Annotated in this window: 21 protein-coding genes; 14 read left to right on the forward strand and 7 right to left on the reverse strand. The window is 60.5% G+C overall.

All coding sequences use genetic code 11. The annotated features are described in order from the left end of the window. Positions 1-83 precede the first annotated feature (83 nt). Positions 84-830, reverse strand: coding sequence for an RsiV family protein (locus HBO10_RS10970; RefSeq protein ID WP_034125635.1), 747 nt, complete (start codon positions 828-830; stop codon positions 84-86). Between the two features lie 193 nt (positions 831-1,023). On the opposite strand from HBO10_RS10970, the gene HBO10_RS10975 reads away from it, so the two are divergent. The 9 genes from HBO10_RS10975 to HBO10_RS11015 all read left to right on the forward strand — a co-directional run bounded on the left by HBO10_RS10975 (position 1,024) and on the right by HBO10_RS11015 (position 12,679). Continuing rightward, complete coding sequence (locus HBO10_RS10975) at positions 1,024-1,641, forward strand: NUDIX domain-containing protein (protein WP_034125636.1); 618 nt, start codon at positions 1,024-1,026, stop codon at positions 1,639-1,641. Continuing rightward, the gene (locus HBO10_RS10980) at positions 1,632-2,081 is read left to right on the forward strand and encodes a DUF1249 domain-containing protein (RefSeq protein ID WP_003188022.1); all 450 of its coding nucleotides are present in this window, start codon (positions 1,632-1,634) and stop codon (positions 2,079-2,081) included. Before HBO10_RS10975 ends, HBO10_RS10980 begins: the two co-directional genes overlap by 10 nt. Positions 2,082-2,178: 97 nt before the next feature. After that, positions 2,179-2,991 (forward strand): 3',5'-cyclic-AMP phosphodiesterase, encoded by an 813-nt coding sequence (gene cpdA, locus HBO10_RS10985; protein WP_034125637.1) that lies wholly within the window; start codon positions 2,179-2,181, stop codon positions 2,989-2,991. Between the two features lie 177 nt (positions 2,992-3,168). Then, positions 3,169-3,777, forward strand: coding sequence for a YqiA/YcfP family alpha/beta fold hydrolase (locus tag HBO10_RS10990; protein WP_014716651.1), 609 nt, complete (start codon positions 3,169-3,171; stop codon positions 3,775-3,777). Between the two features lie 46 nt (positions 3,778-3,823). Continuing rightward, complete coding sequence (parE, locus tag HBO10_RS10995; protein WP_003188026.1) at positions 3,824-5,728, forward strand: DNA topoisomerase IV subunit B; 1,905 nt, start codon at positions 3,824-3,826, stop codon at positions 5,726-5,728. Further along, complete coding sequence (locus HBO10_RS11000) at positions 5,728-6,723, forward strand: esterase-like activity of phytase family protein (RefSeq protein WP_034125638.1); 996 nt, start codon at positions 5,728-5,730, stop codon at positions 6,721-6,723. Before parE ends, HBO10_RS11000 begins: the two co-directional genes overlap by 1 nt. A 70-nt stretch (positions 6,724-6,793) precedes the next feature. Then, complete coding sequence (gene parC, locus HBO10_RS11005) at positions 6,794-9,058, forward strand: DNA topoisomerase IV subunit A (RefSeq protein ID WP_034125639.1); 2,265 nt, start codon at positions 6,794-6,796, stop codon at positions 9,056-9,058. A gap of 173 nt (positions 9,059-9,231) precedes the next feature. After that, positions 9,232-9,945: an ABC-type transport auxiliary lipoprotein family protein gene (locus tag HBO10_RS11010; RefSeq protein WP_032873461.1), complete on the forward strand. Its 714-nt coding sequence runs from the start codon at positions 9,232-9,234 to the stop codon at positions 9,943-9,945. Between the two features lie 163 nt (positions 9,946-10,108). Continuing rightward, positions 10,109-12,679 carry a hypothetical protein gene (locus HBO10_RS11015; RefSeq protein WP_052199931.1) on the forward strand — a complete coding sequence of 857 codons (2,571 nt, stop codon included), beginning with the start codon at positions 10,109-10,111 and terminating at the stop codon, positions 12,677-12,679. Positions 12,680-12,732: 53 nt separating this feature from the next. On the opposite strand, the gene HBO10_RS11020 is transcribed toward HBO10_RS11015, so the two are convergent. Further along, positions 12,733-14,280: a HAMP domain-containing protein gene (locus HBO10_RS11020; protein ID WP_034125640.1), complete on the reverse strand. Its 1,548-nt coding sequence runs from the start codon at positions 14,278-14,280 to the stop codon at positions 12,733-12,735. Positions 14,281-14,413: 133 nt separating this feature from the next. On the opposite strand from HBO10_RS11020, the gene serB reads away from it, so the two are divergent. Continuing rightward, on the forward strand, positions 14,414-15,628 hold the full coding sequence (serB, locus tag HBO10_RS11025) for a phosphoserine phosphatase SerB (protein WP_003188034.1): 1,215 nt from the start codon (positions 14,414-14,416) through the stop codon (positions 15,626-15,628). A 134-nt stretch (positions 15,629-15,762) separates the two neighbouring features. Here the strand turns inward: serB and asd are convergent, their stop codons facing one another. From asd to HBO10_RS11040, 3 genes are read right to left on the reverse strand one after another with little or no spacing between them, the layout of a single operon-like run. Beyond that, on the reverse strand, positions 15,763-16,623 hold the full coding sequence (asd, locus tag HBO10_RS11030) for an archaetidylserine decarboxylase (RefSeq protein ID WP_034125641.1): 861 nt from the start codon (positions 16,621-16,623) through the stop codon (positions 15,763-15,765). Between the two features lie 15 nt (positions 16,624-16,638). Continuing rightward, the gene (locus HBO10_RS11035) at positions 16,639-17,454 is read right to left on the reverse strand and encodes a rhodanese-like domain-containing protein (protein WP_034125642.1); all 816 of its coding nucleotides are present in this window, start codon (positions 17,452-17,454) and stop codon (positions 16,639-16,641) included. A gap of 57 nt (positions 17,455-17,511) precedes the next feature. Then, the gene (locus HBO10_RS11040) at positions 17,512-19,047 is read right to left on the reverse strand and encodes an HDOD domain-containing protein (RefSeq protein ID WP_034125643.1); all 1,536 of its coding nucleotides are present in this window, start codon (positions 19,045-19,047) and stop codon (positions 17,512-17,514) included. 166 nt (positions 19,048-19,213) lie between these two features. Here HBO10_RS11040 and motA point away from each other — a divergent pair, with 166 nt between their 5' ends. Both motA and motB read left to right on the forward strand, forming a co-directional pair. Continuing rightward, complete coding sequence (gene motA / locus HBO10_RS11045; RefSeq protein ID WP_003188041.1) at positions 19,214-20,065, forward strand: flagellar motor stator protein MotA; 852 nt, start codon at positions 19,214-19,216, stop codon at positions 20,063-20,065. 3 nt (positions 20,066-20,068) lie between these two features. Continuing rightward, positions 20,069-21,088 (forward strand): flagellar motor protein MotB, encoded by a 1,020-nt coding sequence (motB, locus tag HBO10_RS11050; RefSeq protein WP_034125644.1) that lies wholly within the window; start codon positions 20,069-20,071, stop codon positions 21,086-21,088. A 360-nt stretch (positions 21,089-21,448) separates the two neighbouring features. Here motB and rsgA read toward each other — a convergent pair whose 3' ends face one another. Next, entirely contained in the window at positions 21,449-22,480 is a 1,032-nt protein-coding gene (gene rsgA, locus HBO10_RS11055) for a small ribosomal subunit biogenesis GTPase RsgA (RefSeq protein ID WP_003188044.1), read from the reverse strand. A 108-nt stretch (positions 22,481-22,588) separates the two neighbouring features. On the opposite strand from rsgA, the gene orn reads away from it, so the two are divergent. Further along, positions 22,589-23,131: an oligoribonuclease gene (gene orn, locus HBO10_RS11060; protein WP_003171343.1), complete on the forward strand. Its 543-nt coding sequence runs from the start codon at positions 22,589-22,591 to the stop codon at positions 23,129-23,131. Positions 23,132-23,313: 182 nt separating this feature from the next. Continuing rightward, entirely contained in the window at positions 23,314-23,931 is a 618-nt protein-coding gene (locus HBO10_RS11065; protein ID WP_169913170.1) for a trimeric intracellular cation channel family protein, read from the forward strand. Here HBO10_RS11065 and queG read toward each other — a convergent pair. After that, positions 23,928-24,992, reverse strand: coding sequence for a tRNA epoxyqueuosine(34) reductase QueG (gene queG / locus HBO10_RS11070; protein ID WP_034125645.1), 1,065 nt, complete (start codon positions 24,990-24,992; stop codon positions 23,928-23,930). The genes HBO10_RS11065 and queG overlap by 4 nt on opposite strands. Positions 24,993-25,028 lie beyond the last annotated feature (36 nt).

A 25,028-nucleotide genomic window follows, 5' to 3' on the forward strand; every position in this document is an offset into this window, starting at 1 on the left:
TGTGGGAGTCGGGCTTGCCCGCGATAGCGATCCGACGAACACCCAATCTCCCTCTGCAATAACACCCTTGAACCACCAACCGATCAACGGCGTGCGGGCACCAGCTCAGGCTTGATCACGCCGGTGAGGCGCGTATAGGGCAGGGTGATTTCGATCAGCCCCTGTGCGTAAGGGGCGATGGTGCTGACGTTGTACTTGAGCACCACACCGCCGCTGGTCAGGGCCACGTTCGGGGTTTTCTGGAATGGCCAGCTCTTCACGAACTCCGGATCGCGGTCCATCTTGGTGCCGATCAACCAACTGTTGTGGGCAACTTTCGCGGTATTCCAGAAGGCCTGCTCCTGGCCGGGCAACAGCATGTCGGCCAGGGTCAGTTCCTTATGCAGAATCCGTGAATAGTTGATAAACCCCCGGCCTGGCTCGCCGTGGGCGACGCCGGTGTCCAGGTAACTGGACACTTCAACGATCACCAGTCCGTCATGCTGGTCACGTACCTTGGCTTGCAAGTACATACCATGGCGGTCCGGCGACTCACGCAGGAAGGTGTTCCGGTAGGCGTTCAGGCTCGCCGGTACGCTGGCGCCAGGCGTGGTGCGGGTCATTTGCAGCAAACGCTGTTCCACCAGGCTGTCGAGTTGTGGCTCGGTGGGGAAATGCACGGTGTCGATGTTCACCAGCGGGCAGGCCGGGCTGTCACAGCCGGGCTTGATCTGCTCCGATTTGTCGGTGGTAACGTCCAGCGGCTTGAGATAGGCCGGTTGGAACAGGCTCTGGCAAGCACCCAGGGTCAAGGCAATACAGGCCACGGAGGCGATTTTTAAAAGCGACATGTGTGTCCTTCGTAAAGCGATGGAAAGCGAAAAGAGTAGCGCTTGGACTGCCAACGTGGCCGCCAGTTCGCCACTAAACTGATTGCAGCGAGTTTGACGCTCGCCGCCTCTCCCGGCAACCGCAAAGGGGCTGCATCAACGGGCGTCGGCGCGTTAGGATGGCGCCCATTGCACGAGCTTAACGAGGGACACCATGACGGATATCGCGAAGTCGACGCCGAACAAGATCGAGATTGTTCAGCGTGACAATGCCTATAAAGGCTTCTACAAGCTCGATCGCGTGCAACTGCGCCACGAAAAATTCGACGGCGGCATGAGCCGGGTGATCAACCGCGAGGTGTTCGTGCGTCATGACGCCGTGTGCGTGCTGCCCTACGACCCGCTGCGCGATGAGGTGGTGTTGATCGAACAGTTCCGCGTCGGCGCCATGGGCCGCGCCGACAACCCCTGGCTGGTGGAGATGGTCGCCGGCCTGATTGACAAGGATGAGCAACCCGAGGAGGTTGCACACCGCGAGGCCGAGGAGGAAGCTGGGCTGACATTCTCCGCGCTGTGGCCGATCACCAAGTATTTCCCGTCGCCGGGCGGCAGTACTGAATTTGTCCACCTGTACCTGGGCCGATGCGACAGCTCGGGCGCGGGTGGTGTCCATGGATTGGAAGAAGAAGCAGAAGACATCCGCGTCACCGTCTGGGCATTCGAAGATGCCTTGCAGGCGGTGCGCGATGGCAAGATTTCCAACGCAGCCAGCATTATCGCCCTGCAATGGCTTGCGCTTAATCGCGCGGAAGTGAGGGGGTTATGGCAGTAAAGGCACGGGAACGTTATCGAGTTGACCTGATCGGGCTGCAAGCGGCCTGCGAGGCCAACTATGCGCGGCTGATGCGCCTGCTCCCGGACATGCGCCACGCCCCGCAGGCGCGGCGCATTGCTGTCACCCATGGCGATCAGATGCTCGGTGTGCTGACCCTGGAAGTCATTCTGACCTGCCCGTACACCACCACCCTGCGGGTGCGCCAGGAGCACAGCCTGCCGTGGTTGCCGGTGCCGCAACTGGAAGTACAGGTGTACCACGACGCGCGTATGGCCGAAGTGATCAGTGCCGAGCACGCACGACGCTTTCGCAGCATCTATCCTTACCCGAATGTGTTCATGCACCAGCCCGATGAGAAAGCACAGCTCAATGTGTTCCTCGGCGAATGGCTCAGCCACTGCCTGGCCTTGGGCCATGAGTTTGAAGTGGTGCGGTAGATGTGAACTGTGCCTGCTTCCTTGGGTTTCCTCTTTGTGTCCTGCCCCAGCATAATCGCGCCAAATGTCCATTCCTGTAGTTGCCAGGGAGAGCGCCTTGCCGAGCGTATCCGCCGTGAATCCTGATGCCGTGTTGCTGGTGCAGTTGTCCGACAGCCACCTGTTCGCCGACGCTGACGCCACGTTGCTGGGCATGAATACCCGTGAAAGCCTGCAGCGGGTGGTCGAGCTGGTGCGTGCGCAACAGCCGGCCATCGACCTGATACTGGCGACCGGCGACTTGTCTCAGGACGGCACGCTGGCGTCCTATCAGCAGTTTCGCGATTTGACCGCTCCCCTTGGCGCCCCGGCGCGCTGGATTCCCGGCAACCACGACGAACCGCAGGTCATGGCCCAGGCCGCCATGCACAGTGATTTGCTCGAACCGGTGGTGGATATCGGCAACTGGCGTATCACCCTGCTGGATTCGGCGGTACCCGGTTCGGTGCCGGGCTACTTGCAAGACGAGCAACTGCAACGGCTGGCGCAGGCCTTGAGCGAAGCGCCGGACCGCCATCACCTGGTTTGTTTCCACCATCATCCGGTGCCCATCGGTTGTGCGTGGATGGAGCCTATCGGCCTGCGCAACCCCGAGGCGCTGTTTGCCGTGCTTGAGCGCTTCCCGCAGACCAAGGCATTGCTTTGGGGCCATGTGCATCAGGAGATCGACGGCGAGCGCAACGGGGTGCGACTGCTGGCTTCGCCGTCCACCTGTATCCAGTTCGCGCCGGGAAGTGAGGATTTCCAGGTCAGCGAGCAGGCGCCGGGTTATCGCTGGTTGCGTTTGCATGGCGACGGACGGTTGGAGACGGGGGTGGAGCGTTTGGTGGGCTTCGCATTCACCGTCGATTACGGCAGCAACGGCTATTAAGACCTGCAAACACTGATCAAAGGGTGGGAGCTGGCTTGCCTGCGATGGCGGTGTACCTGGCGCTGACTCGTTGACTGAATCGCCGCCATCGCAGGCAAGCCAGCTCCCACATTGGTCCGCTTCTGCCTGCATTCCCTGTAAACTGCGCCTCTTTGGCCCCAGCACGGAGAGCCCGGCATGTCCGCTTCGATCCTGTATATCCACGGTTTCAACAGTGCGCCGGCTTCCAACAAGGCCAGCCAGTTGACCACTGTGATGGGCACCCTCGGCCTGTCCGACCAGCTACGTGTACCGGCGCTGCATCACCACCCTCGTCAGGCGATTCTTCAATTGGAGCAAGCGATTGCGCAACTGGGCCGGCCACTGCTGGTCGGCAGCTCACTCGGCGGCTACTATGCAACCCATCTTGCAGAACGCCATGGTCTCAAGGCGTTGCTGGTCAACCCGGCGGTCAGTCCCCATCGGATGTTCGACGGTTACCTGGGCACCCAGAAGAACCTCTACACCGATGAGACCTGGGAGTTGACACAGGACCACGTCACGGCCCTGGCCGAGCTGGAAGTACCGGCGCCCCAGGATGCCGCGCGTTATCAGGTGTGGTTGCAGACCGGGGACGAAACCCTGGATTATCGCCTGGCCCAACAGTATTACCGGGCCTGCGCCTTGCGCATCCAGGCCGGTGGCGACCATGGCTACCAGGGGTTCGCCCAGCAATTGCCGGCACTGTTGTGTTTTGCCGGCATTGGCGCAGATCAGTTTCAATCCTTCGATTTTTCGTCACTGTAAAAAATCGCAGGTCACTTTTTAATCGAACGACTCACGACGAGACCCCATGGCCACTCCCAGCGCTAGCTCTTATAACGCCGACGCCATCGAAGTCCTCTCGGGCCTCGACCCGGTGCGCAAACGCCCCGGCATGTATACCGACACCAGTCGGCCGAACCACCTTGCCCAGGAAGTCATCGACAACAGCGTCGACGAAGCCTTGGCCGGGCACGCCAAGTCGGTGCAAGTCATCCTTCACGCCGACCATTCCCTGGAAGTGTCCGACGATGGTCGTGGCATGCCGGTGGACATTCACCCCGAAGAGGGTGTGCCGGGCGTCGAGCTGATCCTTACCAAGCTCCATGCCGGCGGCAAGTTCTCCAACAAGAACTACCAGTTCTCCGGCGGTTTGCACGGTGTGGGTATTTCCGTGGTCAACGCGCTGTCGACCCTGGTGCGGGTCAAGGTCAAGCGCGACGGCAACGAGTACCAGATGACCTTCGCCGATGGCTACAAAGCCACCGACCTGGAAGTGATCGGTACCGTTGGCAAGCGCAACACCGGCACCAGCGTGTACTTTGCGCCGGACCCCAAGTATTTCGATTCGCCCAAATTCTCCATCAGCCGCCTCAAGCACGTGCTCAAGGCCAAGGCTGTGTTGTGCCCGGGCCTGCTGGTCAGCTTTGAAGACAAAGGCACCGGCGAGAAGGTCGAGTGGCACTACGAAGACGGCCTGCGTTCCTACCTGGAAGACTCGGTCAGCGACTTCGAACGCCTGCCCAACGAGCCGTTCTGCGGCAGCCTGTCGGGTAATAAAGAAGCGGTGGACTGGGCGCTGCTGTGGTTGCCCGAAGGTGGCGACAGCGTGCAGGAAAGCTACGTCAACCTGATCCCCACGGCCCAGGGCGGCACCCACGTCAACGGTTTGCGCCAAGGCTTGCTGGATGCCATGCGTGAGTTCTGCGAATACCGCAGCCTGTTGCCGCGCGGCGTCAAGCTGGCGCCGGAAGACGTGTGGGAACGCATCGCGTTCGTGCTGTCGATGAAGATGCAGGAACCGCAATTTTCCGGCCAGACCAAGGAGCGCCTGTCGTCCCGCGAGGCAGCGGCGTTTGTCTCTGGCGTGGTCAAGGACGCCTTCAGCCTGTGGCTCAACGAGCATCCCGAGCTGGGCCTGGCCCTGGCGGAGCTGGCGATCAACAACGCCGGCCGGCGCTTGAAGGCCAGCAAAAAGGTCGAGCGCAAGCGCATCACCCAGGGCCCGGCACTTCCGGGCAAGCTGGCCGATTGCGCCGGGCAAGACCCGATGCGTTCTGAGCTGTTCCTGGTCGAAGGTGACTCCGCCGGCGGTTCCGCCAAGCAAGCGCGGGACAAGGAGTTCCAGGCGATCCTGCCGCTGCGCGGCAAGATCCTCAACACCTGGGAAGTCGACGGCAGCGAAGTGCTGGCCAGCCAGGAAGTGCACAACATCGCCGTGGCCATCGGGGTCGACCCGGGTGCAGCGGACATGAGCCAGCTGCGCTATGGCAAGATCTGTATTCTCGCCGACGCCGACTCCGACGGCCTGCACATCGCTACCTTGCTGTGCGCGTTGTTTGTGCAGCACTTCCGCCCATTGGTGGATGCCGGTCACGTCTACGTCGCCATGCCGCCGCTGTACCGCATCGACCTGGGCAAGGAAATTTTCTACGCCCTGGACGAAGCCGAGCGCGATGGCATCCTCGACCGCCTGGTGGCCGAGAAGAAACGCGGCAAGCCACAGGTCACGCGATTCAAGGGCCTGGGTGAGATGAACCCGCCGCAACTGCGCGAAACCACCATGGACCCGAACACCCGGCGCCTGGTGCAGTTGACCCTGGAAGACTTCGCCGCTACCTCGGAAATGATGGACATGCTGCTGGCTAAGAAACGCGCTGGCGACCGCAAGACCTGGCTTGAATCCAAAGGCAACCTGGCCGAGGTTCTGGGCTGATGCGCACAGGCTTCGCCCTGGCGATCCTGATGTTGAGCGGGCTGGCGGTCACCCAGTTGGCCGCAGCCAGCGTGGCAGAGCTCAAGCTGGTCTCGGAACACCCGGTTGACGGCATGCGCGGTGGGAACCTGTCGGGCCTGGCGTTGTGTGGCAACGAGCTGTGGACGGTTTCGGACCGCGATGACGACCAGATTTACCGCCTGGATACCCGTGCGCCGACGTGGAGCGCGCAAGCGCTGAAGATCGACGTGCCGCCCGTGCCCGAGTCCGGCCTGCCTTGGGGCTTGCGTTCGCGCACCAAGGCCGCTTCGTTCATACGTGGTGGTGACCTGGACTTTGAAGGCATCAGCTGTGATGCCGCAGGCAATCGTTACATTGTCAGCGAAGCCCATGCCGCGGTGTTGCAGGTGCCCGCCACGGGCGCGCCGGAGTGGTTGAAAATCGCGCCGGGCATGGTGCGTGAAGCCAGGGCCAGTGGCATGTTGCTGCACTTTAATGCCTTGTTCGAAGGCTTGGCGGTAAACCCTGAAGGCAATCAGATCTGGCTGGCTGCCGAGCGTGAACGCCGTGGCCTGGTCTCGATCAAGCGTGGGCAGAGCGTATGGGATTGTGATGGCCGTTGTGTATTGTTGAGCGAGGCCGGCCAGGAAGTGCAACCGGCGCAGTTCCCCAACGCCAAGGCCGTGTCCAAGGACTTTGCCGACTTGTCGCTGTTCAACGGCAAGCTGTTTACCCTGGAGCGCAATGCGTTCCAGATCTGCCGGCGCGACCCGCTCACGGCCAAGGTTGAGCTGTGCTGGTCGTTTGCCGACGACACCCTGACGCCACAGCGACGTTACCCACAGTCGTATGGCCTGGCTGAGGCCCTGTTGGTGGATGCTGACGGTGCCTGGGTTGGGATCGACAACAATTTCGGCCCGCGTGCCGATGGTGAAAAACGTCCGATGGTCTATCGTTTTGCCGCTCCGGATGGCGGCTGGAGTGCCCAGCCATGAGTCGAGATTTTTTTGAATTGAATCAGCGCAGCGGCAGTTCCGCTGCGCCTTACCCCATGATGAGGCCCGCATGAGTGACATCCTCGCAGACAGCTTAGATGGCGTAGAACGCCGGTCGCTGGCTGAATTCACCGAAAATGCCTACCTCAACTACTCCATGTACGTGATCATGGACCGTGCCTTGCCGCATATCGGCGACGGCCTGAAGCCCGTGCAACGGCGCATCATCTACGCCATGAGTGAGTTGGGCCTGGACGCCGATTCCAAGCACAAGAAATCGGCGCGTACCGTCGGTGACGTGCTGGGTAAATTCCACCCCCACGGTGATTCGGCTTGCTATGAAGCCATGGTGCTGATGGCTCAGCCGTTCAGCTACCGCTATACCTTGGTGGACGGCCAGGGTAACTGGGGTGCACCGGATGACCCCAAATCTTTCGCCGCCATGCGTTACACCGAGGCGCGGCTGTCGCGTTATTCCGAAGTGCTGCTCAGCGAGCTGGGCCAGGGCACTGCCGACTGGGGGCCGAACTTTGACGGCACCCTCGACGAACCCCTGGTGTTGCCGGCGCGTTTGCCGAATATCCTGCTCAATGGCACCACCGGTATCGCGGTCGGCATGGCCACCGACGTGCCGCCGCACAACCTGCGCGAAGTCGCCACCGCCTGCGTGCGCTTGCTCGATGAGCCCAAGGCTACGGTCGAGCAGCTCTGCGAGCATATCCAGGGCCCGGATTACCCGACCGAAGCAGAGATCATCACGCCGCGCGCCGACCTGCTGAAGATGTACGAAACGGGCAAGGGCTCGGTGCGTATGCGTGCCGTGTACCACATTGAGGACGGCGACATTATTGTGACCGCGCTTCCGCACCAGGTATCGGGTGCCAAGGTGCTGGAGCAGATCGCCGCGTTGATGCAGGCCAAGCCGTCGAAATTGCCGCAAGTGGCCGACCTGCGTGACGAGTCCGACCATGAGAACCCGTGCCGTATCGTGATCATCCCGACCAACAGCCGGGTGGATCATGAAGTGTTGATGCAGCATTTGTTTGCCAGCACCGACCTGGAGTCCAGCTATCGGGTCAACGTCAATATCATCGGCCTGGACGGCAAGCCGCAGTTGAAGAACCTGCGCAATCTGCTGGTGGAATGGCTGGAGTTCCGCGTACAAACCGTGCGCCGCCGCCTGCAATTCCGCCTCGACAAGGTCGAGCGCCGCTTGCATCTGTTGGACGGTTTGCTGATCGCCTACCTCAACCTGGATGAAGTGATCCATATCATCCGTACCGCCGAGCATCCGAAGGCCGAGCTGATCGCGCGTTTCGAGCTGAGCGAAATCCAGGCGGACTACATCCTCGACACCCGCTTGCGCCAGTTGGCACGCCTGGAAGAAATGAAACTGCGCGATGAGCAGGATGCCCTGCTCAAGGAACAAGCCAAGCTGCAAGCCCTGCTGGGCAGCGAAGCCAAGCTCAAGAAGCTGGTGCGCAGTGAGCTGCTCAAAGATGCGGAAACCTATGGCGATGACCGTCGCTCGCCTATCGTCGAGCGCGCTGAAGCCAAGGCCCTGACCGAAACCGAGCTGTTGCCCAACGAGAAAATTACCGTCGTTCTGTCGGAAAAGGGTTGGGTTCGCTCCGCCAAAGGGCATGATATTGACGCAACCGGCCTTTCGTACAAAGCCGGTGATGGCTTCAAGACCGCTGCCGCCGGGCGTTCCAATCAGTTCGCGGTGTTTATCGACTCGACCGGGCGCAGTTATTCGGTGCCGGCCCACACCCTGCCGTCTGCACGGGGGCAGGGCGAGCCGTTGACCGGGCGCCTCACGCCGCCGCCGGGGGCGAATTTCGAGTGCGTGCTGTTGCCGGACGATGATTCGCTGTATGTCATCGCCTCCGACGCCGGTTACGGTTTCGTGGTCAAGGGTGAAGACCTGCAGGCCAAGAACAAGGCGGGCAAGGCGCTGTTGAGCCTACCGAACAACGCCAAGGTGATTCTGCCGAGGCCGGTGGAGGATCGTGAAAGCAACTGGCTGGCGTCGGTGACCACCGAAGGGCGCTTGCTGGTGTTCAAGATCAGCGACTTGCCGCAGTTGGGCAAGGGTAAAGGCAACAAGATCATCGGGATTCCCGGTGACCGGGTGGCCAGTCGCGAGGAGTATGTGACTGACATCGCCGTGGTCCCGGAAGGCTCTACCCTGGTGCTCCAGGCCGGCAAGCGCACGTTGTCATTGCGCCCTGACGACCTTGAACACTACAAGGGTGAGCGTGGCCGGCGAGGTAACAAACTGCCACGAGGCTTCCAGCGAGTGGATGCCTTGCTGGTCGAAACGCCGGTTTAAGCGGTACTAGAGGCCTCGATCTACGATTTAACGCGTAGATCGATGCTTTCGCGCTGGAGTCATGGCGCATATTCACGGATGATATGGCCTTTCCAGCGCCGGCGTGGCCGAGCGTGTTCAGGTTATTTTTAGTATTACATTGTGGTTCGCCTTGTGGCAGCCACTTGGATGGGATGATGACTGCTCCACGCCTTCCTCTATTTTTGATGCTCGCTGGCCTTTTGGGGTTGGCGGGTTGCAGCACACATCAACCGGTGTCGCTGTACCAGCTGGACAGCGGAAGTCCGGCTCAGCCAGCCCAAACCGCTGGCATGGCAGTATTGCTGGGGCCGGTAGTCGTTGCCGATTACCTGCAACGCGAAACCCTGCTTCAACGTCAGAACGACGGCAGCCTGCAAGGTTCCACAGATGGTCGTTGGGCCGGTAGCCTGTCGTCGGATATCAACCAGTTGATGTTGCGTCAGGTCGCCGGCCAGTTAGACAGCCAGCGAGTAGTCCTGGCGCCGGGACCCTCCGGGTTCACCCCGGATGTACAGGTGTTGCTGACCATTACGCGGCTGGATTCCGGCAAGTCGCAACCGGCGATCCTGGATGCACAGTGGCGCCTGATCGACCGTCGCGGGCAGGTGCGGGACAACCGCATTGTGCACCTGCAGGAAGAACACGCCGGCACCACTGCGTCCCAGGTCCAGGCCCAGGGTGTGCTGTTGCAGCACTTGGCACAGCAGTTGTCGGTGGCGCTCAAACCACTGGCCAACCAGCCGCCGATTGCCGAAGCGCAGCCGCGTAAACAGGCCCCTGCCCAGGCCAAGCCTGCGGCCCCGGAAAAGCCGAAGATGCCGATGGCCACGCCGATTCGTACGGATCTGGAAGTGTTCAGGTTCTGATCTGAAATTTATTTTTGAAAAAGCCCGCCAAGCCCGCGGGCTTTTTCATGCCTGCTGTAAAACGCCAGCGCCTAATTCTGCGTACCTGTTAATTCTGACAGTATCCAGCTGCGCATAAGGTCTCTAGTGTGATTTCAGTCCTATCTCTTAAGGTACTGAACTCATGAAAAAAATATCGATCTTCCTCGCTTGGTTTTTTTGTAGTGCATTAAGTGTTGCTCTCATGGGCTGTAGCCATGAAGTTAATCGTGAATTTGGCGGCCTTGAAAATGATGAACTTCCGCCCGCCGAAGGTGAACTGTCAAGCTTGAGTCAGATAATCCGCCCTGTGACGGGCACCAAGAGGATGCTGGTCACGGTAACCCATTGGCAGGGAGAGCGAGTGTTGGACAGGGATCAGGTGGAGTTGCATACGCTGTCTACTGATCCTAATTCATTACGCTCTTATATTCTGGCTGCGTCCGGTGGAAAGCTGAAGTTGGAGGGGCGGGTAGTGGAGGCGACGTCTGGACCGAAGCCTGAGGGATGCTCTATGTCCACGTCTATCGCGGAGGGTCGCAAGACTGCCGAAAAGAATGGCCTTAATCCCGATGATTTCGACTATGAAATTAACATCGTTAACTGTGGCGGTGGCGCCTTGGCCTTTACCCCCGGTAGGCATGTTGGAGTGTTTGGCAAGGCAGGCTCACCGCATGTTTACAAGCACGAGCTTGGTCATAATTTAGGCTTTCGTCATGGGGGAAGCCTCATAGGCTGCCCCCGCAATGGCGCGTCTGTGAGTGCGCCTGTTGATTGCACTTACGTTGAGTATGGAGACACTGGTGACTCAGTGTCAGGTGGTGGCACGCTTTATCCTGCGGTCAGCCGCCGCTATGCCGGCTGGCTGGATGATGGCCAGGCGACGACTATCACGCGCACCGGCCTTTACAGTTTGAAGGTGTTGGGACGCGAAGGCCCGCAGCTGTACCTGATCAAGATCCCTGAAACCCATTCGCCCGGTGGGGCCTACTACCCGTTGTTGTCGCTCGAATACAGGAAACCTACGGTCTTTGATAACTTTCCGGAGAATGACAACCGGGTCAATGGCGTGTGGATGCGTTATGCGAGGGAGCAAGGCGTGCAGAATGTGCAGATTGATGCCACGCCAGAGACGCCAAGAACCAACGATCCTACCTTACTTACGGGGCAGACATTTGAGGACTCTTCCGGCAAGGTTAAAGTGTTTGTGTGCAGCGCCGGGGCGGACGAGGCGATAGTCGCGGTCGCGCTTGATGGGGCGGGTTTTCCTTACTGTACAACCACGGTCCCCGCTCCCGTCATTGCGGTCCCTCTCGAGGGGGCCAGCACCGGTAAACAGCCAGTATTTGCCGGCACTGCCTGGCCTGGCGCACGTATTGAAATAGTAAATGCTTCCAAGCCCGAGGAGGTCGTGGGCACTGCCATTGCCGATGGCAACGGCAACTGGTCGGTGTACTCGCTGTCAGTGCATGATGTTGGCAGTTATTCTTATACTGCCCGACAAACTTTTGGGGGAAGAACCTCGGTGTTATCTGGCAATCGCAGCTTCAAGGTGGCTGAACTGAGCGTGCCTGCGGCAATAATCGAGACCCCCGCCCAAAATGTCGAAGTTGGCCGCCTGCCGCAAGTGTCAGGTACCGGTGTTCCTGGTGCTACTGTGGTGTTGCTTAAATCCTACGATCCTTACAACCCGCTGGCCACTACTAGGGTCGATGGCTATGGCCGCTGGTCAGTGCGCATAGAGCGCCCTCTACCGATAAGTCCACCCGCCTTTACCATGACCGGCTATCAAACCCTTGATGGAAAACGTTCGGGTTGGCTGGCGAACAGGACACTCAAGGTTGTTGATGTACCTGACCCGGCGATTATCCAAACGCCGGCCCAAAGCGTCAGAACGGGCCGCCGGCCTTTTGTGACCGGTACGGGTGTAGCAGGTGCTACTGTTGTGTTGATGCAGTCGTACAAACCTGAAAATATTTTAGCCACTACTACCGTCGATGGTTATGGGCGATGGGCCACGCAGGTTGATAATCCGCTGCCGATAAGCCCACCCGCCTTTACCATGACTGGATATCAGTCGATTGAGGGGAAAAGATCCGGTTGGTTGGCCAATAGAACTATCCAGGTTGTCGATGCTCCCGATCTGGCGATTATCGAAACCCCTGCACAAGGTGTGAAAACAGGACGTCGGCCAGTTGTGTCAGGTAGTGGTATTGCGGGCGCGACCGTCGTGTTGCTCAAATCGGGTGACCCGTATAACGCCTTGGCGACCACCACTGTCGATGGCTATGGACGCTGGTCGGTGCAGGTTGATCAGCCTCTGCCGGTCACAAACTCCTTTGTCATGACGGGCTATCAGCAGCTTGACGGTAAAATCGCCCGCTGGTTGGCGAATAGGACCTTCCAGGTAGTGCAGGTTCCCGATGCTCCGGTTATCGAAACCCCTGCCGAAAACCAGACCGTTGGCCGCCAGCCTCTTGTAAAAGGCACTGGCGTTGTGGGGGCCGTGGTTGAGTTGAATCAGGAGAACAGGCCCGGAGTTCCACTTGGGTACGCGGTTGTCGATGGTTTTGGACAATGGTCTGTCCAGATAGAAAGGCCGCTACCCGTCGGGTCCAACTTTAAAATGAGTGGGTATCAGCTTTTGGACCAGGTCAGGTCAGGCTGGATTCCACGCCGAACCATAAATGTCGTGGATAGCAAGAAAATCAAATAGTACTAGAAAGCCCGCAGGTGTTTGTTCTCTGCGGGCTTGTGATCATCAATGCATTAGTCTTGGAGTCGACCCTTGTTGCGGGTCTCATGCATCCGCGCCAACTGCCGCTCCAGCATCGATGGATACGGCTCCATCAACCGCTCCACACAGCTGGCCCCTTCAGGGCTGGCAATCGGGCGGATACGTGCGCGTTGGCGGATCAACGTGTCTTCACTGATCTTGCGCTCCACCAACAGCAGGTTACGGCTGTGCTGGGACAAGGCCAGGGCATCCTGGGCGATTTCGGTCAGCAGCAGGTCGATCTGGCTGATGCCAAACAGGTCGTCACCCACGGTTAGACCCAGCTGCAGTTGCAGGGTAATGCCGCTGTCGGCCACTTCGATCTGCAGGGCATGGCCCAGGGCGCGCAACAGCTCGCCGCAGCAGATGGCATTGGTCAGGTAGTCCTCGCCGCTGTCTTCGCTGTGGAACAGCATCAGCGTGCTGCCATCGTTCAGGGTGTGCAGTTCGCTCTGGTAGAGCGAAGCGGCCTGGTCGAGGCAGTCGCGGTAGCGTTCGAGCAGTTCGGTCAGGCGGGCACGGGGCAGGCGGCGCAGTTGCTCCTGGGCGCCCAGTTGCACGGCGAGTACGGCACTGTGCTGTGGCTCGGCGTTCTTGACCGCAACGGGTTTGGGCGCAGCGACTGGGGCGGCTGCCGAGGTGTCGCGCAGGTCGGCGAACGGGTCTTCGTCGTCCAGCTCGTCTTCCTCGGCCTTGATCACATGGCGCGGCGCAGGCTTGAGGCCGGCCACCGGGGCGCTTTCGTCGAAGCCTGGGTCGCGCAGGTCGCGCACTTCAAACTCAGGCTCGTCATTGTAGTCCTCGGTGTCGTCGTACTCAGGCTCGGGCTCGACTTCAGGCGCTTTTGGCTCCGGGGCAAAGCTGGCGTGGAGCTGACGCGCGAGGTCGCCGATTTCGTCCTGGCGATCGGTGGCCGGGGTGTGTTCGTCGATATCCCGCAGCCAGATGCGCAGTTGCATCAACGGTGTGGAGATATGCCGGCCCAGGCGCAGGCTCAAGGCCAGGGCCAAGGCCAGTAGGATCGCGCTCAGAATGCCCATGCTTTGCAGGCTGATGGTCATCGGCTGCTGGAACTGTTGCATATCAAGGCTGATACGCAGTTGGCCGGCCTTCACGTCCTGGAACGTAATATTACTCTGATACAGGCCTTCGGCCTCACCGAGCAGACCGTTTTTCGGGCGTTGCCCGGCCTCGGCCATGATCCGGTTGTCCACGCTATAGATAGCGGCGTGGGCCACGAGCGGGTTCTTGGTCAGGTTGTTGAGCAACACGTTGAGGCTGAGGATGTCGTTGGACACCAACAACTCAGTCGCCGAAGTGGCAGTCTGGGTTGTCAGGCTCGCGCCCAGGGCGTCAGCTTGCTCGTGCATGGCCTGCTTGAACTGCAAACCCATCACGCAGGCGTAGATCACCAGGGCCAGAGCGACCAGGATCACGTTATGGCTGGCGATGCGCAATGCAATCGGTACACGGCGATGGCGCAGTGCCCGGAAGATCAGCAGGAAGAAGTTATCGGTTTTTACTGGCGTGGGCCGGTTCACTTGCGCTCGGCTCTTGGTCCGTGAAGTTGACGCGCAGTATAGCGACAGGCCCATGGCCGGCAAAGCGCTGGCTGTGCCCGATGGTCACTGAAAGTGGGTAGAATGCGGTTTTTTTCCAGCCTGGGGGTGCGCTTTGCGCGAAATTGTCCTGATCAACATCACGGGTGAAGACCGGCCGGGTCTCACCGCAGCCATTACCGGCGTCCTGGCCCAGGGTGGTGTGAACATTCTCGACATCGGCCAGGCGGTGATCCACGACACCTTGTCGTTCGGCATCCTGGTGGAGATCCCTAGCACCGAACAGGCCTCCTCGGTACTCAAGGACATCCTGTTTACGGCGTATAAGCTCGATCAACAGGTACGTTTCACCCCGGTGTCCGAAGCTGACTACCAGCACTGGGTCGAAGGCCAGGGTAAAAAGCGCCATATCGTCACCCTGTTGACCCGCAAGGTAACGGCTGAGCAGTTGCAGCGCGTCAGTTCGATCACCGCGCAATACGGATTGAATATCGACCATATCGACCGTCTGTCGGGTCGCATGCCCTTGGACACTCCGGCTGACAAAGGCAAGGGCTGCATCGAGTTCTCCGTGCGCGGTGAACCGGCTGACGCGCAAGCGCTACGCGCCGATTTCCTGAGCGTGGCCCAGGAACTGAATGTCGATATCGCCTTCCAGGAAGACTCCCTGTTCCGTCGCAATCGCCGCTTGGCGGTGTTCGACATGGACTCCACCTTGATCGAAGCCGAAGTCATCGACGAGCTGGCCAAGGCGGCCGGTGTGGGCGAGCAAGTCTCGGAGATTACCGAGCGCGCGATGGCCGGCGAGCTGGATTTTCGTGCCAGCTTCAAGGAGCGTCTGGCGCTGCTCAAAGGCTTGGACGTTGGCGTGCTGGATTCGATCGGCGCGTCGCTGCGCCTGACTGAAGGCGCCGAAACCCTGTTCGCCGAACTCAAGCGCCTGGGCTACAAGACCGCCATCCTGTCCGGCGGCTTCACTTACTTTGCCAAGCAGTTGCAGGCCAAGCTGGGCATTGACTATGTATTCGCCAACGAGCTGGAAGTGGTGGATGGCAAAGTGACTGGCGTCGCGGTGGAGCCGATTGTCGACGCCCAGCGCAAGGCCGACCTGCTCAAGGAATTGGCCCATAAGGAAGGCTTGCGCCTGGAGCAGACCATTGCGGTCGGCGACGGCGCCAATGACTTGCCGATGCTGGCGATTGCCGGGTTGGGCGTGGCCTTTCGCGCCAAACCCTTGGTCAAGCAGTCAGCCAAGCAGGCGATTTCGACCTTGGGGTTGGATGGCGTGTTGTATCTGCTGGGCCTGCGTGACCGAGACGGTCAGCTATAAGCCGATCTCACTGTCACTGATCGTTCCCACGCTCCGCGTGGGAGCGCCTCCAGTGACGCTCTGCGTCACGCTTTGGGCGCAGAGCGCCTCGGGCTGCATTCCCACGCGGAGCGTGGGAGCGATCAACTGCAATATCAGGCTTTAGCAGCGGCGATACCCTGGCCCATCTGCACCGGCGTACCCGCTGCCAGTTCTTCAGCCCACTTCACCTGGTCCGGCCCGAACAACACGATGGCGGTCGATCCCAGTTTGAAGCGACCCAGCTCCGCACCTTTCTCCAGATGAATCGGCGCGCGGGCCGCTTCGTCGTAGCGGAAGGTTTTCAGCTCGCGTTTCGGCGGCGTTACCAAACCGGCCCACACGGTTTCAATCGACGCAACGATCATCGCACCTACCAACACCACGGCCATCGGGCCGCGTTCGGTGTCGAACAAGCAGACAACGCGCTCGTTACGGGCAAACAGTTCCGGCACGTTTTCGGCGGTGGTCTGGTTGACCGAGAAAATCCGCCCTGGCACATACACCATCTCGCGCAGGGTACCGGCCAGTGGCATATGTACCCGGTGGTAGTCCTTGGGCGACAGGTAAATAGTCGCGAAGTCGCCGCCCATGAACGGCGCAGCCATTGCCGCATCGCCACCGAGCAGTTCCAGCACGCTGAAGCTGTGGCCCTTGGCCTGGAAGATACGACCATGTTCGATCGGGCCTAGCTGGCTAACCGCGCCATCGGCAGGGCTCAGCACTGCGCATGGGGTTGGATCCAACGGACGGGCGCCGTCTTTCAGCGCGCGGGTGAAGAAGGCGTTGAAGTGCTCGTAGGCGGTCAGGTCTTCCACCAGGGCCTGGGACATGTCCACCTGGTAGCGCTTGGCGAACCAGGCAGTGAATGCGTTCTTGAACCAGCGCACGCGGCACTCGGCGATACAGCCGGCCAGGCGCGACAGCAAGTGGTGCGGCAGCAAGTACTGGCTGAGGATAAACAACTGCTTTTTCATAACTGTCCTTAAACCTTAAATCTCAACGGGGGTGTCGGGGTGGTTGCCCCATTCGCCCCAGGAACCGGCATAACCTTTGACTCGCGGATAACCGAGCGCCTTGGCCACCAGGTAGGTGAAGCCAGAGCGGTGGTGAGTCTGGCAGTGGGTGATGATTTCTTTGTCTTTGGTCAGCCCGAGGTCTTCGAGGATTTGCGGCATGTCACGGCGGATACGCAGGCTGCGCGCCTTGTCCATGCCGGCGGTCCATTCGAAGTTCACCGCGCCGGGAATGTGGCCGCCCTTGGCTGCGAGCACTTTCTCGCCGGAATACTCCAGCGGGCCACGAGCGTCCCAGATCCCCAGGTCGGCCGCGCCGAGGCGGCTTTGCAGGTATTCGCGGGTGGCTGTGGGGCCGTCGTGCAGCGTAAGGCTGACCGGGCCGCCGGCTGCTGGGGGCACATCGGTGGAAAGCGGGTGCCCTTCCTCCAGCCAAGCCAGCAGGCCACCGTCGAGGTAGTGATATTTCTGGTGGCCGATCACGTCGAGCATCCAGATAAAACGCCCGGCCCAACCGCCGCCTTCGTCGTCGTAGACCACATAGGTGGCGTCCGGGGTGTGGCCCAGTTCGCCGAACAGTTTTTCCAGGTCGGCCTTGCTTGGTAGCAGGCCGGGTGCCGGTGGCTGTCCCAGTTGGGTGCGCTTGGGGTCAACGAAATGCGCGCCGGGGATATGCCCTTCGGCGTAGCGGGCGATACTGGTGAGGTCTACCAGTATCAAGTGCTTGGAATCGAGGCGACCCAACAGGTCGGCGGATTCGATCACCAGCGGCAAGCCAGAGAAGTCAGGCATGTGAGGTCTCCTGGGCACAAATGTTGGCGATAAAGGCCGGTGATTGTAGCGCAAGCATCAGGCGCTGCGGTTGGTAAAGCTGTGCAGGGCTTTCTCGATGCATTGGGCGGTTTTGCCGAACGCCTGCACGGTGGTTTCCGAGAACGGCCCGCCGCCCTGGTCCGCCACGATCAGCATGACCACACGGCCGTTGCAGCTTAGTGAGCGCAGCAGCAGATGCTCGCCAATAAACAGACGATGCAGGATCGGTGGCAGCAATGCGGAAAACTGCGCATGGTTGTCGGGGTTCAGGCGTACCTGGGCGGACTTTTCCAGCAGGCGTTGCAGCAGTGTGCTATTGACCACATCCAGGCTCAGGTGAGCCGCGTCCTTGGGCAGGCCGTCGGCTTGGTGTACACGCAAGGTGCTCAAGGCGCGATCTGCCATGAATATCAGTACCCGCTGCATGCCACTTGCCACCAGGGCTTCCTTGGCGCAAGTGGTCAGGTGCATGGCGTTGGCAAAGCGGCTCGGCTCCACCAGCAACTCGGTGCAACGCGTGCGCCACACGGCCAAGGCTTCGGCAGTGGGCGGTGGTGCAGGCAGCAAGCCGCGATGGACTTTCTGTACGTGCCACGGCCAGATCAGCGACAGCGCCGGGTGCCAGAGGTCGGGCATCAAGGTGGTACGAGCACTGGTCACCGCTTGTTGGTGGGCTTGCTGTTGCACATCGCTTAACGGCGTTTGCAGGTACAGCGCCGTCAGGTATTGCCAGCGCTCAGTGTGCGGGCAGGTCCAGGATTCCTGGGCCGACATCGCCAGGCCGTTGGCCAGCAACACGGTGTTGGCCGGCTGGTTCAGCCAGCGTCGCAGGTTGGGCTCGGCATCGAGCAATTGCTGGTGGCGCAGGGCATCGTCTTGACGGGCAATGTGCAGCGCCTTGACCAGCAGGCGTTGCTCGGCCAACAGCAACTTGTAGCCCTGTGAAACCCAGATCGGCAGGTGCCAGGCTTCGGTCAGGCCCAGGCACAGGTCAAGCAAACGCACGCCGAACAGCTGTTGCTCGACCTGGCGCGCCGATTGGCCTTTATGGATCACCCGCAACTCCCACTCCTCCAGGAGCTTGGGGTAGGCGACGGCCATCGGCCACAGCGGCGACAGAAACAGCAGGCTGCCCCAGTGGATGTCCTGCCACAGCCGCGCCAGGCGACTGCCGAACAAACCGTTGGCTTGCTGGGATGCGTGCTGACTGATCAGCAGCAGTTGACGCAAGGCCACGGGGATTTCCCGGGCGGGTACCGAAGGCAGGCGCGCCAACAACTCTTCGGCACGTTTGAGGCCAAGACGGTTAAGTGCGACTTCAAGGTTTTCTGCAGGTTCGGTCAGGCTGCCGTGGGCGTGGCTGTTGGCTTCGCGCATCACGCTCAGCACAAGGGCCGGACTGTTTTGCATCAGCTCAGCAATTTCTCGCAATGAACTGCGGCTATCGCGAATGGCTTTACACACACGTTCATGGCTGGCCTGGGGCACGGGCAGCAGCACGTCGTCCAGGCACTTGATCCAAGCGGCGAGGGTAGTGGGGCGGTTTGTTGGGACTGTCGTTTCAATTGCCATGATTGGGGCGCGATCATCACTTGCGTTCAACACGCCCGGAACGGGCCGAATTGGCTTTTCGCCTTAACGGGCTATAGTCTGGCGCAGTTTTGCCGATAAGTAGAACAAGAGTTTTCTGCTGCACCCCATATGTCCATGAACCCGACGGCGCAAGTACCCCTCTCCTATGGCTAAAATTATCGGCATCATTGTCGTCATCGCAAGTGTGCTCGGAGGGTACGTCCTCTCCCACGGTAAAATCGCCGCACTGATCCAGCCTTTCGAAGTGCTGATTATCGGCGGTGCCGCGTTCGGCGCATTTTTGCAGGCCAACCCAGGCTATATGACCATGCACGTGGTCAAGAAGTCCCTGGGCATGTTCAGTTCGCGCTTCTCCCACACGTTTTATCTGGAAGTGCTGGGGCTGATCTACGAGATCCTCAACAAAAGCCGCCGCGAAGGCATGATGGCGATCGAAGGCGATATCGAAGACGCCGCGGCCAGCCCGATTTTTGCCAAGTACCCGGCCGTGCTCAAAGACGAGCGCATGACCGCGTATATCTGTGATTACCTGCGCATCATGTCCTCCGGCAACATGGCGCCTCACGAGCTGGAAGGCCTGTTCGACATGGAGTTGTTCAGCCTCAAGGAAGAGCTGGAGCATCCTTCCCACGCCGTGACCGGCATTGCCGACGGTATGCCCGGTTTTGGTATTGTCGCGGCGGTACTGGGGATCGTGGTGACCATGGCGTCCCTGGGCGAGGGCGATCAGGCGGCCATCGGCATGCACGTAGGTGCGGCGCTGGTCGGCACCTTCTTCGGTATTCTCGCCGCCTATGGTTTCTTCGGCCCGCTCGCCACCTCCCTGGCCCACGATGCCAAGGAAGAGATCAACCTCTACGAAGCGATCAAGGCGTGCCTGGTGGCATCGGCGTCGGGCATGCCGCCGTCGTTGGCCGTGGAGTTCGGGCGCAAGGTGTTGTACCCGAAACACCGCCCAAGTTTCTCCGAGCTGGAACAAGCGGTTCGCGGTCGCTAAGCCATGGAAAACAACCAGCCGATCATCATCAAGCGCGTCAAGCGCTTCGCTGCGGGGCACCATGGCGGTGCCTGGAAAATCGCCTTCGCCGACTTTGCCACGGCGATGATGGCGTTCTTCCTGGTGTTGTGGCTGATGTCCACCGCTACGCCAGAACAGAAAATCGCCATCGCCGGCTACTTCAAGGACCCGATTGGCTTTTCGGAAAGCGGTACGCCGTTTGTCATTGACCTGGGCGGCTCGCCGGAACTGGCGCCCGAGCGCACCATCAACCCGGAAGTGCAAACTGAATCGCCTCAGGAAAAAATCCCGATTGAGCGCGACACTGTCGAATCCATGGCCGAGCAGGTCGAACAGGAGCGACTGGAACTGTTGCTGCAGGAATTGCAGAACAAGGTTGAAGAAAACCCACAGTTGCTGAAGTTCAAGGACCAGATTTCCTTCGAGATCACCCCCGAGGGGCTGCGCATCCAGATTACCGATGCGGCCAACCGGCCGATGTTCGACTCTGGCAGTGCGCGGTTGAAGCCGTACTTTGAAGACATCCTGCTGGCCATGGCTGACACCATCAAGGCGGTGCCGAACAAAATCAGCATCAGCGGGCATACCGACGCCAAGCCCTACGCGGGCCAGGGTGATTTCGGCAACTGGGAACTCTCGGCCAACCGCGCCAATGCTGCCCGGCGTGCGCTGGTGGCCGGCAGCTACCCGGACCCGCAAGTGGCGCGGGTAGTGGGTTTTGCCTCCTCGCAACTGTTTGATCCCAAAGACCCGTTCAACCCGGTCAACCGCCGTATCGACATCGTGGTGCTGACCAAAAAAGCCCAGCGTGCGATTGAAGGCGATCAACCCCCGCCACCGGTACCGACCCAGGGCGACGGTGCGCCAGGCGAAGTGCCGGCCGACCCCAACGCGCTACCGCCGGAGCAGGAACCGCTGCCAGCCCATGAGCTGCGCCAGAAGCTGAACCTGTTTGATGATGGGGGCGTCAAGGATCCTACGACGCCTGCGCCGAAGCCGTAAGTTCCAGATACAACGAGGCCGCGATAATCGCGGCCTTGTTGTATCTGCGCTGTCATAGATATCTACACAATTTTGGGGCGACGCTGGGCCTGTGGCGAGGGAGCTTGCTCCCGTGACGGCCTGACAGCCGGCGCCTATCTACCTGACGCCCTCAATCCAAATGTGGGAGCTGGCTTGCCTGCGATGGCGATTTGCCGATGTACATATCCATTCCTGCGGTAACGGCCACCGATACCGATGCTGCATTGTAGGAGCGAGCTTGCTCGCGAAAAACGTCAACGATAACGCGTGTATCCAGGATGCCCGCGTTGCGCTTGAGGTCTTCGCGAGCAAGCTCGCTCCTACAGAGGTGGGGGCTGCTTAGTAGCTGCTCTCGGGCAAGCTCGCAATAATCGACCGATAGCTGTTCATCCGCTGCTGCTGCACGCGCCCATCTTCCAGTGCCTTGAGCAGCGCACAGCCCGGCTCGCGGTCGTGTTTGCAGTCGCGGAAGCGGCAGGTGCCGATCAGGTCGTTGAACTCAATAAAGCCGGCTTCCACATCGCTACGGCTGACGTGGCCCAAGCCAAATTCACGGATACCCGGCGAGTCGATCAACTCGCCGCCGCCCGGGAAGTGGAACAGCCGTGCGGTGGTGGTGGTGTGGGTGCCTTGGCCGGACAGCTCCGACAGCGGGCCCACGCGGGTTTCGACTTCCGGCAACAGGCTGTTGACCAGCGACGACTTGCCCACGCCAGACTGGCCGACGAACACGCTGATCCGCCCGTCCAACTGCTGTTGCAGCTGTTCCATGCCGTTGCCGTGGTGAGCCGACACTTCCAGCACCGGGTAGCCCAGGGTGCGGTAGACCGCCAGCAATGCGTTGAGCGCCGGGGCGTTCTGCTCGTCGATCAGGTCGAATTTGTTCAGCAGCAGCAACGGGCGGATGCCAGCATGCTCAGCCGCGACCAGGTAACGGTCGATCAGGTTGGCATGGGGCTCGGGCAGTGGCGCGAACACGATCACGATCATGTCGACGTTGGCCGCCACCGGCTTGAGCTGCCCACGGCTGTCGGGGCGGCGCAGTTCGGTGCTGCGTGGCAACTGGGCGACGATGACGCCGATGCCTTGGTTGCCGGCACGCCACACCACCTTGTCGCCGGTGACCAGCGCGGGCAGGTTGGCGCGCAAGTGGCAACGGAACACCTGGCCTGCGAGTTCGCCTTCGAGCGCCTCGACTTCGACCTGCACACCAAAGTGCGCGATCACCAGGCCCGTTTGTTCGGGGCCCAGGTCGCCGCCCTCGAGCGCTTCCACGGCGGAGGATTCACGTTTGGCGGCGCGGGCGGCGCGTTCACCTTGAATCTTTTCGATGCGCCAGTTTTGGCGACGGTTGAGCTGGCGTTTGGCCATTGGTGTTCCGTGTCGATAATGCAAAAGTTGGGTAAAACGGTCGCGAGTCTAGCACGCCCCCGCCTGCTAAACTGCCCGGCTACGCCAAGGTGCCAAGAGAATCAAGCCATGCAAAACCCACAGAACCTGATTTGGATCGATCTGGAAATGACCGGTCTGAACCCCGACACCGACGTCATCATCGAGATGGCGACCATTGTCACCGACAGCAACCTCAACACCTTGGCCGAAGGCCCGGTGATCGCCATCCACCACAGCGACGCCGTACTCGCCACCATGGACGAGTGGAACACCCGCACCCACGGTAACTCCGGGCTGACCCAGCGCGTGCGCGACAGCCGCATCAGCATGGCCGAAGCCGAGGCCGAAACTATCGCCTTCCTGGAAAAATGGGTGCCCAAGGGCAAGTCGCCAATCTGCGGCAATAGCATCTGCCAGGATCGCCGCTTCCTTTATACGCACATGAAGGGGCTGGAAAGTTACTTCCACTACCGCAACCTGGACGTGTCGACCTTGAAGGAACTGGCTGCGCGTTGGGCGCCGGAAGTCAAAGACAGCTTCCATAAAGGCAGCACGCACCTGGCGCTGGACGATATTCGTGAGTCGATTGCCGAGTTGCAGCATTACCGCAAGCATTTCATCAAGGCTTGATTCTGCGGCGCCAGTGAGTGCGCTATCGCAGGCAAGCCAGCTCCCACATTTGACTGCATTCGCAAATTCAAAGTGTGGGAGCTGGCTTGCCTGCGATACAGGCGACGCGGTTTATCGCCAAGCGCCCCCTTTTGGTGCCCTCGGCAAATGATTAGACTGCCGGCCTCTCTGTCAGGATCGCCATCATGTTGCTGATGCTCTACCTCGTCGCCATCACCGCCGAAGCCATGACTGGCGCCCTGTCCGCGGGTCGGCGTGGCATGGACTGGTTTGGCGTGGTGCTGATCGCTTGCGTGACAGCCCTGGGCGGCGGTTCGGTGCGCGATGTGTTGCTCGGCCACTACCCGCTGACCTGGGTCAAACACCCGGAATACTTGGTGCTGACCTCTGTTGCAGCATTGGTGACGATCTTTATCGCGCCCTTGATGCGCCACCTGCGCTCGCTGTTCCTGGCGCTGGATGCGGTGGGGTTGGTGGCCTTCACCCTGATCGGCTGCATGACCGCCCTGGAAATGGGCCACGGCATGTTGGTGGCGTCGGTCAGCGGGGTCATCACCGGGGTATTCGGCGGCATCCTGCGGGATATCTTCTGTAACGACATCCCGCTGATCTTCCGCCGCGAGCTGTATGCCAGCGTGTCGTTCCTGGCTGCCTGGTTCTACTTGCTGTGCCTGTACCTGGAGCTGCCCAGCGAGCAAGCAATTCTGCTGACGCTGTTCAGTGGTTTCCTGTTACGCCTGCTGGCGATCCGGTTTCACTGGGAAATGCCCAAGTTCGTCTACAACGACGATGTGCACTAGCGCGCAGCGTGTTGCTCCAGCGCCCATTCCACGTGTTCGCGTACCAACTCCGACGGGTAGTCCCGCCGCGCCTTCAAGGCTTCCAGCACTGGAATGCTGGAGGGCGCATTACCCAGGCCCACCGCCAGGTTGCGTAACCAGCGCTCGTAACCGGCGCGACGCAGGGGCGAGCCCTCGGTGCTGCTGAGGAATTTATCCTCGTCCCACATAAACAATTCGGCCAGTTCTGCGTTATCCAGATTGTGCCGTGGCTTGAAATCGCTTTCGGCGGTAGGTCGAGCGAAACGATTCCACGGGCAAACGATCTGACAGTCATCGCAGCCAAATACCCGGTTACCAATCAGTGGGCGCAGGTCTTCGGGGATAGCGCTCTTGAGTTCGATGGTCAGGTACGAAATGCAGCGTCGCGCGTCCAGCACGTAAGGGCCGACGAAGGCGTTGGTGGGGCAGATGTCCAGGCACGCCGTGCAGCGGCCGCAGTGTTCTGTGGCGTGGGGTGGGTCTACCGGCAACGGTAGATCGACAAACAGTTCGCTCAGGAAGAAATAACTGCCGGCCTTGCGGTTGAGAACCAGGGTGTTTTTACCGATCCAGCCCAGGCCCGCTTGCTCGGCAATGGCTTTTTCCAGGACGGGCGCGCTGTCGACGAAGGCGCGAAAGCCGAACGGCCCGATCTGCGCCTGGATGCGGTCGGCCAGTTGCTGCACGCGCTTGCGGATCAGCTTGTGGTAATCGCGGCCCAGGGCGTAGCGCGAGATGTAGGCTTTTTCTGGTTGGGCCAGCAATTGCGCCATCTGGGTGTCGCCAGGTAGGTAGTCCATGCGCAGTGAAACCACGCGCAGGGTGCCGGGCACCAGCTCTTCGGGGTGGGAGCGTTTGCTGCCGTGGGCGCCCATGTACTCCATCTCGCCGTGGTAACCCGCGTCGAGCCAGCGTTGCAGGTGCTGTTCATGCTCAGCCAGGTCGAGGCCGCTGATGCCCACTTGTTGAAAGCCCAGCTCGCGACCCCAGTCTTTGATCGATTGGGCGAGGGCGGGCAGATCGGAGGTAATAGCAGGCATGAGACAGGGGAAACCACAGGTTAGATGCGTATAATT

This window comes from Pseudomonas sp. WS 5503, assembly GCF_012985385.1.
GTDB lineage: Bacteria > Pseudomonadota > Gammaproteobacteria > Pseudomonadales > Pseudomonadaceae > Aquipseudomonas > Aquipseudomonas paracarnis.

Excerpts from the sequence above, each read along its gene's own strand:
- HBO10_RS10990 (WP_014716651.1), top strand. The coding sequence starts at position 3,169 with ATGTCCGCTTCGATCCTGTATATCCACGGTTTCAACAGTGCGCCGGCT.
- parE (WP_003188026.1), top strand. The coding sequence starts at position 3,824 with ATGGCCACTCCCAGCGCTAGCTCTTATAACGCCGACGCCATCGAAGTC.
- rsgA (WP_003188044.1), bottom strand. The coding sequence starts at position 22,480 with ATGGCCAAACGCCAGCTCAACCGTCGCCAAAACTGGCGCATCGAAAAG.
- HBO10_RS10975 (WP_034125636.1), top strand. The coding sequence starts at position 1,024 with ATGACGGATATCGCGAAGTCGACGCCGAACAAGATCGAGATTGTTCAG.
- HBO10_RS11035 (WP_034125642.1), bottom strand. The coding sequence starts at position 17,454 with ATGCCTGACTTCTCTGGCTTGCCGCTGGTGATCGAATCCGCCGACCTG.
- motA (WP_003188041.1), top strand. The coding sequence starts at position 19,214 with ATGGCTAAAATTATCGGCATCATTGTCGTCATCGCAAGTGTGCTCGGA.
- HBO10_RS11000 (WP_034125638.1), top strand. The coding sequence starts at position 5,728 with ATGCGCACAGGCTTCGCCCTGGCGATCCTGATGTTGAGCGGGCTGGCG.
- HBO10_RS11040 (WP_034125643.1), bottom strand. The coding sequence starts at position 19,047 with ATGGCAATTGAAACGACAGTCCCAACAAACCGCCCCACTACCCTCGCC.
- HBO10_RS10970 (WP_034125635.1), bottom strand. The coding sequence starts at position 830 with ATGTCGCTTTTAAAAATCGCCTCCGTGGCCTGTATTGCCTTGACCCTG.
- motB (WP_034125644.1), top strand. The coding sequence starts at position 20,069 with ATGGAAAACAACCAGCCGATCATCATCAAGCGCGTCAAGCGCTTCGCT.
- HBO10_RS11010 (WP_032873461.1), top strand. The coding sequence starts at position 9,232 with ATGATGACTGCTCCACGCCTTCCTCTATTTTTGATGCTCGCTGGCCTT.
- queG (WP_034125645.1), bottom strand. The coding sequence starts at position 24,992 with ATGCCTGCTATTACCTCCGATCTGCCCGCCCTCGCCCAATCGATCAAA.
- orn (WP_003171343.1), top strand. The coding sequence starts at position 22,589 with ATGCAAAACCCACAGAACCTGATTTGGATCGATCTGGAAATGACCGGT.
- HBO10_RS10980 (WP_003188022.1), top strand. The coding sequence starts at position 1,632 with ATGGCAGTAAAGGCACGGGAACGTTATCGAGTTGACCTGATCGGGCTG.
- asd (WP_034125641.1), bottom strand. The coding sequence starts at position 16,623 with ATGAAAAAGCAGTTGTTTATCCTCAGCCAGTACTTGCTGCCGCACCAC.
- parC (WP_034125639.1), top strand. The coding sequence starts at position 6,794 with ATGAGTGACATCCTCGCAGACAGCTTAGATGGCGTAGAACGCCGGTCG.
- HBO10_RS11015 (WP_052199931.1), top strand. The coding sequence starts at position 10,109 with ATGAAAAAAATATCGATCTTCCTCGCTTGGTTTTTTTGTAGTGCATTA.